The sequence below is a fragment of the Streptomyces sp. MCA2 genome, from assembly GCF_023544705.1.
GTDB lineage: Bacteria > Actinomycetota > Actinomycetes > Streptomycetales > Streptomycetaceae > Streptomyces > Streptomyces decoyicus.
The window spans coordinates 253,535-266,076 of record NZ_JAMJFM010000001.1 but is presented as its reverse complement, the minus strand read 5'-3'; the positions used below and the strand labels follow the sequence as shown (position 1 = coordinate 266,076).

Sequence of the window (12,542 nt, the reverse complement as noted above, 5' to 3'; positions counted from 1 at the left end):
GAGCCGGGGAGGCTCCCACATCCAAGGGGAGTTGACCATGCAGCCCAGGACGAACGCCGGCCGCCGTACGCGGAACACCGTCGTGCTGGCATTGATCGTCGCCGGCCTGTGGGCAGGCGTCGCACTGACCCGCGGCGCCTCACACCCCGACGATTCCGTCCCGGTCGGGCCGGTGGCACACTTCAGCCGCGCGGTGGAGCTCATCCGCGGCTGACCGGGGCGCCGGGCGCCGCGGTCAGCCGTTATGCCTTCCGCGGCTCACCGCGATAGGTGCCGAACGACCAGAGGTTGCCCTCGGGATCGCGGGCGCCGAAGCCCCGCGAACCGTACTCGGTGTCGGTCAGCTCATCGGTGATCTCCGCGCCGGCCGCTCTGGCGCGGGCACACAGTTCGTCGGGGTGCTCGGTGACGACATAGGCCCCGAACGTCCCCGGCCGCAGCGGCCAGCGGTCCTCGTCCGCGTCCTTGACGGAGCCGAGCATGATCCCGCCGCCTTCCGGCCAGGAGAGCTGGGCGTGCTCGACGCGCTCGCCCTCCCCGTAGACCACGGTCTCCTCGAAGCCGAACGCGTCGACCAGGAAACGGATCAGCGCACGGGCGTCGCGGGCCCGCAGCGTCGGCCATACCTGGGGTGCGGGGGCGGTGTCGGACAGGTTCTCGGGCATGGTGGCCGGACCTCCTAGGTCGGACAGGCGACCCCTGGTGAGCCGCTGCCCTCAGCATTCCCCGATGGCATCCCCGGGAGCTTGGACGTTTCGGAACTCCTCGGCGAGCCATTGGCTGGGCGGGCAGCCGGCCGGCGAGCGGAACTCCCGGGCGAGATGGGCCTGGTCGAAGTAGCCGCAGCGCACGGCCAGATCGGCCAGCAGCGGCGGGGTGTCCGAGCGGGCAGCGTCACCGAGCAGCCTGCGGGCCCGGTCGAAGCGGATGACCCGCGCGGCGGTCTTGGGCGTCAGGCCGGTTTCCTGCCGGAAACGGGCGGTCAGATGGCGGGTGCTCCAGCCGACGTCCTCGGCGAGCGTCGCCACCGGTGCGGCGCCCCGTGACCGGGCCAGCAACCGCCAGGCGCGGACGACCTCCGGCACCGGGCCGGCGCCGGGGCCGCGTGGTTCCTGCGACAGGCAGCGCAGCAGATAGGTGTCCAGCAGCGCGAACCGCTCCGGCCAGCTGCGGGCCGACCGCAGCCGTTCCCCGAGGTCCGTGCCCTGCTGCCCGAGCACCGCATCCGCGGGAAGGTCGATGCTTGCCAGCTCTGCGGCGGGCAGCCCCAGCAAGGCGCGGGCGCCCAGCGGATGCAGCCCGACCTGGATGCCGGACTGACGGCCCTGGTGGGTTATCAGTGCGGGGCCGGTGTGCAGACCACCGATGAGGGTGCCGTAGGTGCCGGGGGCCTGCCCGGGGTCGGGGTGGCCGGCCAGCGTGAGCGGCTCGTCGAGAGTGAAGATCAGGGTCAGCCGTGGCGAGGGAAGCCCACGGTGCCGCCCCGGTGGGACCCCGGCCTGCCGGTATCCGGCGTACGAGCTGACGTACGGCCGGAGCGGCGGAGCGGGGCGGGCGAGCGGGTGCTCGTCCACGAGGCCGGGGCGGTCCCGAGGCGGCGTTTCACGTGAAACACCACTCCGAACCGCCCGGCCCCGCATCCTGGCTCATCCCCAGGTGATCAGACGCTTGGGCCGTTCCAGCACGGCCGCGATGTCCGCGAGCAGCTTGGAGCCCAGCTCGCCGTCGATGAGCCGGTGGTCGAAGGACAGCGCGAGGGTGGTGACCTGGCGCGCCTTCACCTTTCCCTTGTGGACCCAGGGCTGGAGCTTGACCGCACCGAAGGCGAGGATCGCCGACTCCCCCGGGTTGAGGATCGGCGTACCGGTGTCGACGCCGAAGACGCCGACATTGGTGAGGGTGACCGTGCCGCCGCTCATCGCGGCCGGGGAGGTCTTGCCCTCGCGGGCGGTGGCGACCAGCTCGCCCAGTTCCTCGGCGAGACGGGGGAGCGTCTTGACTCCGGCGTCCTTGATGTTCGGGACGATCAGCCCGCGCGGGGTGGCCGCCGCGATCCCGAGGTTGACGTAGTCCTTGTAGACGATCTCCTGACGCGCCTCGTCCCAGGAAGCGTTGACCTCCGGGTGGCGCTTGATGGCGACCAGGAAGGCCTTGGCGACGAGCAGCAGCGGGTTGACGCGCAGCCCCGCCATGTCCGGATCCTGCTTGAGATCCTGGACGAGCTTCATCGTGCGGGTCACATCGACGGTGATGAACTCCGTGACATGCGGCGCGGTGAAGGCGCTGTGGACCATCGCCTGCGCGGTGGCCTTGCGTACGCCCTTGACCGGCACCCGCCGCTCGCGGGCGGCCGCATCGACGAGGCCGGGCTCGGGGGCAGCCGCCGGGGCGGAGACCGGCGCGACGGCCTCGGCCGTGGCGGCCGGGGACGGCGCCGCCGCCGGGGCGGCGGCCGCATGGACGTCCTCGCGGGTGATGATGCCGTCCGGCCCGGTGGGGGCGATCGCTGCCAGGTCGATGCCGAGGTCCTTGGCGAGCTTGCGCACCGGCGGCTTGGCCAGCGGCCGCCCGGCGACCCCGGCACCTGCGCCGTTCGCGACCGGGGCCACCGGAGCGGCCGCGGGTGCGGCGGGAGTGATCGCCGGGGCGGCCGTCGGTGCGGGGGCGGCCCGCCCGTTCAGCTCCGCCTGGAGCGCGGCGCTCGCGGGCTCCGGCTGGGCCGGCACCGCCGCCTGGGGCTTGCGCGCCCGGCGCTTGGTCGAGGACGGCGCGGCGCCGTAGCCGACCAGCACCGCCTGCCGGCCCTGCGGCTCGGCGTCCTCCGCCTCGGACGCGGCGGCCTGCTGCGGCGCCTGCTGTGCCGCAGGCGCCGCTGCGGGCCCGGCTCCGGGATCGGTGTCCACGGAGATGATGACGGTGCCGACATCGACGGTGACGCCCTCGCCGAAGTTCAGCTCATGCACCACCCCGTCGTAGGGGATGGGCAGTTCCACGGCGGCCTTGGCGGTCTCGACCTCACAGACGACCTGGCCATCGGTGACGGTGTCGCCCGGCTTGACGTACCACTTGAGGATCTCGGCCTCGGTGAGCCCCTCGCCCACGTCGGGCATCTTGAACTCGCGGAAGCGCTGAGCATTGGCGGTACTTGCAGTCATGGTCACGAACTCTCCTCAAACCCTCAGTACGCCAACGCACGGTCGACGGCGTCGAGCACCCGGTCCAGCCCCGGAAGGTACTCGTCCTCCAGACGGGAGGGCGGATACGGGGAGTGGAAACCGCCGACCCGCAGGACCGGGGCCTCCAGGTGGTAGAAGCACCGCTCGGTGATCCGGGCGGCGATCTCCGCACCCGCACCGAAGAAGACCGGGGCCTCGTGGACGACGACCAGCCGGCCGGTCTTCTGCACCGACGACTGCACGGTGTCGAAGTCGATCGGGGAGAGCGAGCGCAGGTCGACGACCTCGAGCGACTTGCCCTCCTCGGCCGCGACATTGGCGACGTCCTGGCAGACCTTGACCATCGGGCCGTAGGCGGCCAGCGTGAGGTCGGAGCCGGTCCGGGCGATCCGGGCCTTGTGCAGCGGGTCGGGGATCGACTCGGTGTCCAGCCGCGACTTGTCGTGGTAGCGGCGCTTGGGCTCGAAGTAGATGACCGGGTCGTCACCCGCGATGGCCTGCTGGAGCATCCAGTAGGCGTCGGAGGAGTTCGAGGGAGAGACGATCTTGAGGCCCGCGACATGCGCGAACAGCGCCTCGGGGGACTCGGAGTGGTGCTCGACCGCACCGATGCCGCCCGCGTACGGGATGCGGATGACGACCGGCACCTTGACCTTGCCCAGCGCACGGGCGTGCATCTTCGCGAGCTGGGTGACGATCTGGTCGTAGGCGGGGAAGACGAAGCCGTCGAACTGGATCTCGACGACCGGGCGGTAGCCGCGCAGCGCCATACCGATCGCGGTGCCGACGATGCCGGACTCGGCCAGCGGGGTGTCGATCACCCGCTCCTCGCCGAAGTCCTTCTGGAGGCCGTCGGTGACACGGAAGACGCCGCCGAGCTTGCCGACGTCCTCGCCCATGACGAGGACCTTGGGGTCGGCCTCCATGGAGGCACGCAGCGACTCGTTGATCGCCTTGGCAATGGTGATCTTCTCGAAGACGGCCATGGTCAGTTCCCCTCCGCGACGGCATCGGCGTCGGCGAACGACGCCTGGTACGCGGCGAACTGCGCGCGCTCCTCATCGACGAGCGCATGCCCGTCGGCATAGACATTCTCGAAGATCGCCATGTCGTCCGGGTCGGGCATGGCACGGACGGCGTCGCGGACCCGCTTGCCCAGGGCCTCGCTCTCCTCGTCGATCGAGGCGAGATACGCCTCGTCGACCAGGCCCTCGGCCTCCAGGTACGTCCGCAGCCGCAGGATCGGGTCCTTGGCCTCCCAGGCCGCCCGCTCCTCGTCCGCCCGGTACTTCGTCGGGTCGTCGGAGGTGGTGTGCGCGCCCATGCGGTAGGTGAACGCCTCGATGAGCATCGGGCCCTGGCCGGTGCGCGCCCGCTCCAGCGCCGCCTTGGTCACCGCCAGACAGGCCAGTACGTCATTGCCGTCGACCCGTACACCGGGGAATCCGTAACCGCGGGCGCGCTGGTAGAGCGGCACCCGGGTCTGCTTCTCGGTGGGTTCGGAAATCGCCCATTGGTTGTTCTGGCAGAAGAACACGACCGGGGCGTTGTAGACCGCGGAGAAGGTGAAGGATTCCGCGACATCTCCCTGGCTGGAGGCGCCGTCACCGAAATAGGCGATGACCGCGGAATCCGCGCCGTCCTTCTGCACTCCCATCGCATAGCCGGTCGCATGCAGTGTCTGCGAACCGATGACGATCGTGTAGAGGTGGAAGTTGTTGGTGTTGGGGTCCCAGCCGCCGTGATTGACACCGCGGAACATGCCCAGCAGATTCGTCGGGTCGACGCCACGACACCACGCCACACCGTGCTCGCGGTAGGTCGGAAAGACATAGTCGTCGTCGCGCAGCGCACGGCCGGAGCCGATCTGGGCGGCCTCCTGGCCCAGCAGCGAAGCCCACAGACCCAGTTCGCCCTGGCGCTGGAGAGTGGTCGCCTCGGCATCGAACTTCCGCGTCAGCACCATGTCGCGGTAGAGCCCGCGCAGCTCGTCGGCGGAAAGATCGATCGAGTAATCCGGGTGCTCGACCCGCTTGCCTTCGGGGGTCAGCAGTTGTACGAGCTCGTCCTGCTCCGCCTGCTCGGGCCCACCGGAGTTCCGGGTCTTGGCCGGGGACGCCTTCTTGGCCGACGTCGCCTTTTTGGCGGTGGTGCGCTTGCTGCTGCCGCGGGCGTTTTTCCGCTGCGCAGTGCCTTCCACGGTCACGTGCTGCTCCTCCGTCTGTCCGGCCCCCGGGGTCCGCCGGTGGCCGTATTGCGGCTCACCCGGTATCCGATACGGCGCACGGGGTGTGTGCGAACGCGGCCGGATCCGGGTGGAACAAAGCTCCCGGACAGTGGCCTGCTCATTGCACGTTACCCATTGTCAAAGCCGAAGTGGAAACGGCGCTGACCTGCGATTTTGCTTGGATTTCCAAGTAAATCGCTAAGGCTTGGAACAACTCCTGGTCACAGCGTTGCAGGCCGCCGGGACAACGGCACGTTATATCGCTGACCTGGAGCACGGGAAGGGTTGATGTGTGAGACTGGTGAGGTGCGCGAAGACGGAAAAATCACGGTATTCCTGCTCGATGACCACGAAGTGGTCCGGCGTGGCGTCCACGAAATGCTCTCGGTCGAGGACGACATCGAGGTGATCGGCGAGGCGGGTACCGCCGCAGATGCCCTGGTCAGGATCCCGGCGACGCGTCCCGACGTCGCGGTGCTCGATGTCCGGCTGCCGGATGGGAGCGGTGTCGAGGTCTGCCGCGAGATCCGTTCGCAGGACGAGGACATCAAATGCCTGATGCTCACCTCGTTCGCGGATGACGAGGCCCTTTTCGATGCGATCATGGCCGGTGCGGCCGGATATGTCCTCAAGGCCATTCGGGGCAACGAACTGCTCTCCGCGGTACGCGACGTGGCGGCGGGCAAGTCGCTGCTCGACCCCGTGGCCACCGCCCGGGTGCTGGAGCGGCTGCGCGACGGCAACGCCCCGAAGGGCGACGACCGGCTGGCGAGCCTCACCGACCAGGAACGCAGGATCCTCGATCTGATCGGCGAGGGAATGACCAATCGCGCCATCGGCGAACGGCTCCATCTCGCCGAGAAAACGATCAAGAATTATGTCTCCAGCCTGCTGTCCAAGCTCGGCATGGAGCGCCGTTCCCAGGCCGCCGCGTATGTCGCGCGGATGCAGGCGGAACGCCACTGAAACAGCGGGTCGGCACAGAGGAACCGGTAACGCTCCGCCCGGCTCATGGCGATTCAGGACCATCGTCCCGGCCCCTCGGGGCTGCCGGCCCCTACTTGCCGACCGGACCCACCCGGCAAGGTGGTGACATGCCCACCGACAACTACCGTGCCATCGAGCTGTTGAGCCGCACGCCCTACGGGCGCGTCTCGGCCAGTCGGCGGGCGCTGCCCTTCACCACCGTCACCCGCCATCTCATCCTGGACGGGCGGCTGATGCTGCGGCTGCACCGCGGCTACGACTACCACCAGGCCCTGGACGGCAGCGTGGTCGCCTACGAGGCCGACAACGTCAACAGCGGTGAGCGCGACACATGGTCGGTGCAGTTCACCGGCACCGCCCAGGTCGTCGAGCCCACCCCGGCCGAGCGCGAGCTCTTCGGCCGCACCCCCCTGCTGGCCGACGGCGTCCCCTTCGACCCGGTGTTCCTGCGCATCGAGCCGGAGTTCGTGACCCTGCACTACCTCACCGATGTGCCGGTCTTCCGCTATGCGCACTCTGCGTAAATCCATGCGGTACACCCACTCCGACGGGCGCAGTTGATCTAACATCTGGCGCGTGCTGCGCTCATCTGTAGTCCGGACGGCGGCGACGCCCGACAGAGACACGCTCGGATCCCTGCTCCGCCACTACACCGGTGCCGGCGCGCCGCTCTCCTGCGAACCCGTCGCCGAGGGCCTGCTCAACCATGGCTACTTCCTCGCCACCACGCGCGGCCGCTACTTCCTCAAACACCACCTCGACGGCGACCGCGCCGCCCTCACCCGCCAGCACCGCGCCGGCCGCCGGCTCGCCGCGCTCGGTCTGCCAGTCGCCCCGCCCGTCGCCGACGCGGACGGCCGGACCGTCACCGTCCTCGACGGCCGCTGCTACGCCCTGCACCCCTGGGTCGAAGGCCACCACCTGGGCGGCGCCGCCCTGACCCGCGGCCAGTCCTGGCAGCTCGGCGCCCTGCTCGGGCTCGTCCACACCGCGCTGGAACAGGTCATGGCCGACGAGCCGCATCCGCCCCGGCCACCGTGCGCGGACGCCGCCGCCGACCCCGAGCGGACCTTCGAGATGATCGACGAGCTGCTGGCGCTGGCCCGCGGCGCCCGCCCGCGCACCAGCTTCGACGAACTCGCCGAACACCGTCTGCTGGAGCGCCGCGCCCTGCTCGCGCAGCATGCGCACCATCGCCCGGCCCCGGGCGCGGAGCCCCCGGCGGGCTGGGTGCACGGCGACTTCCACCCGCTGAATGTGCTCTACCGCGACGCGGAGCCGACCGCGATCGTCGACTGGGACCGGCTGGGCGTCCAGCCCCGCGCCGAGGAGGCGGTACGCGCCGCCGCGATCTTCTTCGTCCGCCCCTGCGGCACGCTGGACCTGGCGAAGGTGGCGGCGTACGCGGGCGCCTACCGCAGGGCCTGCGGAGCGGGGGCCGATGAGCTCGCGGCAGCCGTCCACCGGGTGTGGTGGGAGCGGCTGAACGACTTCTGGATGCTCACCTGGCGCTACCAGCTGGGCGACCGCCGCACCGATCCGCAGTTCCCGGCGGCGGCCGCACTGGCCGTGTGGTGGACCCGCGAGTACCGGGCCGTACGGAACGCCTTCACCCGCTGAACCGGCGCGCGGGGCGCCGGTCAGCCGGTGATACCGAGTCCGGTCAGCCGGTCGTACCGAGTGAGGTGCCGCTGTCCGTGCCGCTGCCGGCGGTGGCCCCGCTGTCCGTGCCGGTGCTCGTCCCGCCGTCGGCGGCGCCACCGTTCGCGGCACCCCCGTCATCGGTGCCACCGTCCGTGGGACCGCCGTCGGTCGTCCCACCGGTGGGGTCGGTGGACGGCTCAGGCGTCGAAGGCTCCGGCGACGACGGCTCCGAGCTGGGCGACTGCGAGGTCTCCGGCGTGCTGGGCTCCTCGGGCGGCGGCTGGCTGTACGTGCTGTCGTCCTCGCCCGTATCGCCGGGGTCGGTCTCCGGGATGCTGGGCTCCTCCGAAGGCGACTCGCTCGCCTTGTCGTCCTTCGTCGGCTTCGGCGACTGCGACGTGGGGGTCTCGTGCTTTGTGTCCTGACCACCGGTGTTCTGCATCGCGTAGGCCACACCCATGGCGATGGCGATCACCGCGAGCGCCGCGATCAGCCAGACCTTGCCGCGGCCGCCCTTGGCCGGCCGGGGGCCGCCGTCGAAGCCGCCGTCGTCGTCCCGCATTCCGGACGTCAGAATCGGCTGCGCCGTCGTGCGGCCGGCGTCGGAGTGCGGCAGCGCGGTGGTGGCCGCGGTGCCCATGGGGCTGTGACCGCCCTCGTGCAGGGCGACCGGGCCGGTGTTCCAGGTGCCGGTGTGGCCACCCTGCTCGTGCAGCATCTGGAGCGAGTACTGGACCAGGCCGCGCATCTCCTCGGCGGACTGGAACCGGTCGTCGGGGTCCTTGGCCAGCGACCGCATGACCAGGCCGTCCAGCTCCGGCGGCACCGCATTGGCGACCCCGGACGGCGCCACCGGCATGTCCTGGACGTGCTGGTAGACGACGGACAGCGGGGTCTCGCCGGTGAACGGCGGCCGCAGCGTGAGGAGTTCGTAGAGCAGACAGCCGGTGGCGTACAGGTCGGAGCGGGTGTCGACGGTCTTGCCGAGCGCCTGCTCCGGGGAGAGGTACTGAGGGGTGCCCATGACCATGCCGGTCTGGGTCATGGTGGACGCGGCGCCGTGCAGGGCGCGGGCGATACCGAAGTCCATGACCTTGACGGCGCCGCTGTTCGTGATGATCACGTTCGCGGGCTTGATGTCACGGTGCACGATGCCGTGCTGGTGGCTGTAGGCCAGCGCCTCCAGCACACCGGAGACGATGATCAGCGCCTGGTCCGGCGGCGGGGCATCGGCGTTGAGCAGCAGATCGCGGATGGTGTGGCCCTCGACCAGCTCCATCACGATGTACGGCACGGTGTTGCCGCCGACCAGGTCCTCGCCGGAGTCGTAGACCGCCACCACCGCGTGGTGGTTCAGCCCGGCCACGGACTGTGCCTCACGCGTGAAGCGGGCCTTGGAGACCGGGTCCTCGGCCAGGTCGGCGCGCAGCAGCTTCACGGCGACGGTCCGGCCGAGACGTACGTCCTCGGCCGCGAACACCTCCGCCATGCCACCGCGGCCGAGCCGATGCGTGAGCCGGTAGCGGCCATCGCCGACCAGCCCGCCATTGCCCCACATCTCCGGTGCGTCGGGGATATTGGAGCCGGTGGCGTCAGGATCGGACGGGCCCTGTGGGCTCTGCGTCGGTGCCATCGGTCCTCGCCGTCGAATCGATCCGCATGAGAGCGGTAGGGTCATCGGTCTTCGCTAGAGCACGCTACAGGTTCCGCGGCACCCGCCGGTCCGTCGTGGACCGGCCATCGAACCTGCCGAGAGCCAAGAGTCGCAAGTTCACCAGGGGTGATCGGGCGCGCAAAAGTCTCATGGCCGTGACGGGATCTTGCACATCTGGTCACGGAACGGGCACACAGCTTGACGTGTCCGAGGCCTGGGGCAGACTTGGCTGCGGAATTCCAGATTTTGATCGCTCTACGTATGTAGTGCGCCTAGGGGGAAGCGGAACGATGAGTCAGGACGGCACTCAAGGCCAATTCGAGGGCCGTTCGGTCGGCGGAGGACGTTACCAGCTTCGTGATCTTCTGGGCGCCGGTGGCATGGCCTCCGTGCACCTCGCCTACGACAGCGTGCTCGACCGCGAGGTCGCGATCAAGACCCTGCACACCGAGCTCGGTCGCGAGCAGGCCTTCCGTGAGCGCTTCCGCCGCGAGGCCCAGTCCGTGGCGAAACTCACGCACACCAATATCGTCTCGGTCTACGACTCCGGTGAGGACGAGCTCGACGGCGGCATGGTGCCGTACATCGTCATGGAGTATGTCGCGGGCCAGCCGCTGCGCTCCGATCTGGACAACGACATTGCGCAGATTGGCGCGATGCCGACGGAAAAGGCCTTGAAGATCACGGCCGATGTCCTGGCCGCGCTCGAGGTCAGCCATGAAATGGGCCTGGTCCACCGCGACATCAAGCCCGGGAACGTCATGCTGAACAAGCGTGGCGTCGTCAAGGTCATGGACTTCGGCATCGCCCGCGCCATGCAGTCCGGTGTGACGTCGATGACGCAGACCGGCATGGTCGTCGGCACTCCGCAGTACCTGTCGCCCGAGCAGGCCCTGGGCCGCGCTGTGGACGCCCGCTCCGACCTCTACTCCGTCGGCATCATGCTCTTCGAGCTGCTGACCGGTCAGCTGCCGTTCGACGCGGACTCGCCGCTCGCCATCGCCTACGCCCATGTCCAGGAAGAGCCCCCGGTCCCGTCGAGCATCAACAGCTCGCTGCCGCCGGCCGTGGACGCGCTGGTGGCCCGGGCGCTGAAGAAGAATCCCAACGAGCGGTTCCCCACCTCCGAGGCGATGCGGGACGAGTGCCTGCGGATCGTCGGGTCCGGGCAGTCCGGTGCTACGCCGCTGATCATCGGCGAGGGCCCGAAGGCGCGCACCAGCGGCGCGTCGGTCTCGTCCGCGGTGTTCCCCACCGCCTCCGGCAACCTTCAGACCCCGGCCCCGCCGAGCGTGCAGCAGCCGTATCAGCCGACGCAGGCAGTCGGCTTTGGCCCCTCGACGCCCCCGCCGCCGAACAACGCCTACCCGACGCCGGCGCCGAACAACGCCTACCCGACGCCGGCACCGGGTCCCATCCCGGGCCCGGCACCGTTCAACTCGGGCGGCTTCCAGCCCCCGCCGGCCTACACCCCGCCGCCCGTGACGGCCTCGATGCCGTCGGCCGGTGGCCCCGGCCCGCGGAAGAGCAACACCGCGGTGATCGTCGTCTCGGCGATAGTCGGCGTGGTCGTGGTCACCGCGATCGCGATCGGCATCGGTCTGAGCGCCGGCTCCAGCGACGACAACGGCGGGGATGTCACCCCGACGTCGGCGTACTCCGACACCTCGACGCCGTCGCCCACCGAGAGCGTCCGGCCCGAGGACAAGTCGGCGACGATCCTGGCGTCCGAGTGCACCAACCCCACCAAGAGCTACAGCGACAAGGGCAAGATCCTCATCCCGTCGTTCCGCTTCAAGAACCTCGACTCGGTGAAGAAGTGCATCGAGGCCGCGGGCTGGAAGTACAAGGTCGTCGGGCAGGAGGACAGCTCGATCTGGGGTAAGAACACCGTCACGAATCAGACCCCGGCCGCCATCAGCTGGTGGTACCCGAGCAAGTCCGACACCATCGAGCTGACCGTCTCGACCGGCCGCAGCGGCTGACGCCATACGGCCCACGGGCCTCCCGTGGACAGCGGAAGGGGCCGGCACGCGGAATGCGTGCCGGCCCCTTCCGTCTTTGTCAGCTGGTGCCGTACCCGCGCGCGGATGCGCCGGCTCGACGGTGCATGCCCCGGGGACAACGCCAGGGGTGTCTCCCTGGAGGTACGGGCTAGAGGTACGGGCCCGAGCGGGCGCCGCCCTGACCCGGGTGCCCCTCCTCGGCATCCATCGGAACGGCGCCGGGCGGAAGGGCACGGCGCATCGATTCCAGCTGGGCGCGGGCGGCCATCTGCTGGGCGAACAGCGCCGTCTGGATGCCGTGGAAGAGGCCCTCCAGCCAGCCCACCAGCTGGGCCTGGGCGATCCGCAGCTCCGCATCCGTCGGCACCGATTCATCGGTGAACGGCAGCGACAGCCGCTCCAGCTCTTCGACCAGCTCGGGCGCCAGCCCGTCCTCCAGCTCCTTGACCGAGCTGGAGTGGATCTCCTTGAGCCGGACCCGGCTCGCCTCGTCCAGAGGAGCGGACTTCACCTCCTCCAACAGCTGCTTGATCATGCTGCCGATGCGCATGACCTTCGCAGGCTGTTCGACCATGTCCGTCACGGGGGTCTCGCGGGACTCGTTGTCGTCGTCCCCGCCACCGGAGCCGGTGCTGCCGAGTGCCATACCGTCCGGACCGACGACCAGGACGTGCGAATTCTCCTGCGACCGTTCATTCATCGGCATATCCATGCCGCCATTCTCTCGTACGAGGGGTCATGAAGGGTGGTGCCCCTGAGAGAAGGTGATCCACCCTTCTGGGCGGCCCCGGCTGCCGTGGTTTCACGTGAAACAACGGATTCCCACCGTTTCACGTGAAACCACCGAA

The 12,542-nt window shown here is 69.8% G+C and carries 12 protein-coding genes; 5 read left to right on the top strand and 7 right to left on the bottom strand.

Going from position 1 to position 12,542, the window contains the following annotated elements; genetic code table 11:
- Window positions 1-37 precede the first annotated feature (37 nt).
- Window positions 38-214, top strand: coding sequence for a hypothetical protein (locus tag M8I34_RS01225; RefSeq protein ID WP_199812759.1), 177 nt, complete (start codon window positions 38-40; stop codon window positions 212-214).
- A gap of 28 nt (window positions 215-242) precedes the next feature.
- On the opposite strand, the gene M8I34_RS01220 is transcribed toward M8I34_RS01225, so the two are convergent.
- The 5 genes from M8I34_RS01220 to pdhA all read right to left on the bottom strand — a co-directional run bounded on the left by M8I34_RS01220 (window position 243) and on the right by pdhA (window position 5,382).
- Window positions 243-665: a VOC family protein gene (locus M8I34_RS01220; protein ID WP_250047358.1), complete on the bottom strand. Its 423-nt coding sequence runs from the start codon at window positions 663-665 to the stop codon at window positions 243-245.
- A 51-nt stretch (window positions 666-716) separates the two neighbouring features.
- A complete protein-coding gene (locus M8I34_RS01215) occupies window positions 717-1,574 on the bottom strand; it encodes a helix-turn-helix domain-containing protein (RefSeq protein WP_250047356.1) in 858 nt (285 codons plus the stop codon).
- 72 nt (window positions 1,575-1,646) lie between these two features.
- Complete coding sequence (locus M8I34_RS01210; RefSeq protein ID WP_250047355.1) at window positions 1,647-3,155, bottom strand: dihydrolipoamide acetyltransferase family protein; 1,509 nt, start codon at window positions 3,153-3,155, stop codon at window positions 1,647-1,649.
- A gap of 23 nt (window positions 3,156-3,178) precedes the next feature.
- A complete protein-coding gene (locus M8I34_RS01205; protein ID WP_030075611.1) occupies window positions 3,179-4,162 on the bottom strand; it encodes an alpha-ketoacid dehydrogenase subunit beta in 984 nt (327 codons plus the stop codon).
- Between the two features lie 2 nt (window positions 4,163-4,164).
- On the bottom strand, window positions 4,165-5,382 hold the full coding sequence (gene pdhA, locus M8I34_RS01200) for a pyruvate dehydrogenase (acetyl-transferring) E1 component subunit alpha (protein WP_250047353.1): 1,218 nt from the start codon (window positions 5,380-5,382) through the stop codon (window positions 4,165-4,167).
- A 327-nt stretch (window positions 5,383-5,709) separates the two neighbouring features.
- Here pdhA and M8I34_RS01195 point away from each other — a divergent pair, with 327 nt between their 5' ends.
- The 3 genes from M8I34_RS01195 (at window position 5,710) to M8I34_RS01185 (ending at window position 8,010) form a co-directional block, all read left to right on the top strand.
- Window positions 5,710-6,369: a response regulator transcription factor gene (locus M8I34_RS01195; protein ID WP_308371716.1), complete on the top strand. Its 660-nt coding sequence runs from the start codon at window positions 5,710-5,712 to the stop codon at window positions 6,367-6,369.
- Window positions 6,370-6,497: 128 nt separating this feature from the next.
- Window positions 6,498-6,914, top strand: coding sequence for a pyridoxamine 5'-phosphate oxidase family protein (locus M8I34_RS01190; protein ID WP_250047348.1), 417 nt, complete (start codon window positions 6,498-6,500; stop codon window positions 6,912-6,914).
- A 52-nt stretch (window positions 6,915-6,966) separates the two neighbouring features.
- Window positions 6,967-8,010 (top strand): phosphotransferase, encoded by a 1,044-nt coding sequence (locus M8I34_RS01185; RefSeq protein WP_250047345.1) that lies wholly within the window; start codon window positions 6,967-6,969, stop codon window positions 8,008-8,010.
- 43 nt (window positions 8,011-8,053) lie between these two features.
- On the opposite strand, the gene M8I34_RS01180 is transcribed toward M8I34_RS01185, so the two are convergent.
- Window positions 8,054-9,667 carry a protein kinase gene (locus M8I34_RS01180; RefSeq protein ID WP_250047343.1) on the bottom strand — a complete coding sequence of 538 codons (1,614 nt, stop codon included), beginning with the start codon at window positions 9,665-9,667 and terminating at the stop codon, window positions 8,054-8,056.
- A 311-nt stretch (window positions 9,668-9,978) separates the two neighbouring features.
- Between M8I34_RS01180 and M8I34_RS01175 the strand changes: the two genes are divergently transcribed.
- Complete coding sequence (locus M8I34_RS01175) at window positions 9,979-11,673, top strand: protein kinase (protein WP_250047340.1); 1,695 nt, start codon at window positions 9,979-9,981, stop codon at window positions 11,671-11,673.
- Window positions 11,674-11,842: 169 nt separating this feature from the next.
- Here the strand turns inward: M8I34_RS01175 and M8I34_RS01170 are convergent, their stop codons facing one another.
- The gene (locus tag M8I34_RS01170; RefSeq protein ID WP_284049789.1) at window positions 11,843-12,406 is read right to left on the bottom strand and encodes a bacterial proteasome activator family protein; all 564 of its coding nucleotides are present in this window, start codon (window positions 12,404-12,406) and stop codon (window positions 11,843-11,845) included.
- Window positions 12,407-12,542: the final 136 nt, after the last annotated feature.

Bases quoted from the DNA above. Each gene is read 5' to 3' on its own strand.
- M8I34_RS01225 (WP_199812759.1), top strand. From the start codon at position 38: ATGCAGCCCAGGACGAACGCCGGCCGCCGTACGCGGAACACCGTCGTG.
- M8I34_RS01220 (WP_250047358.1), bottom strand. From the start codon at position 665: ATGCCCGAGAACCTGTCCGACACCGCCCCCGCACCCCAGGTATGGCCG.
- M8I34_RS01210 (WP_250047355.1), bottom strand. From the start codon at position 3,155: ATGACTGCAAGTACCGCCAATGCTCAGCGCTTCCGCGAGTTCAAGATG.
- M8I34_RS01205 (WP_030075611.1), bottom strand. From the start codon at position 4,162: ATGGCCGTCTTCGAGAAGATCACCATTGCCAAGGCGATCAACGAGTCG.
- M8I34_RS01190 (WP_250047348.1), top strand. From the start codon at position 6,498: ATGCCCACCGACAACTACCGTGCCATCGAGCTGTTGAGCCGCACGCCC.
- M8I34_RS01180 (WP_250047343.1), bottom strand. From the start codon at position 9,667: ATGGCACCGACGCAGAGCCCACAGGGCCCGTCCGATCCTGACGCCACC.
- M8I34_RS01175 (WP_250047340.1), top strand. From the start codon at position 9,979: ATGAGTCAGGACGGCACTCAAGGCCAATTCGAGGGCCGTTCGGTCGGC.
- M8I34_RS01170 (WP_284049789.1), bottom strand. From the start codon at position 12,406: ATGGATATGCCGATGAATGAACGGTCGCAGGAGAATTCGCACGTCCTG.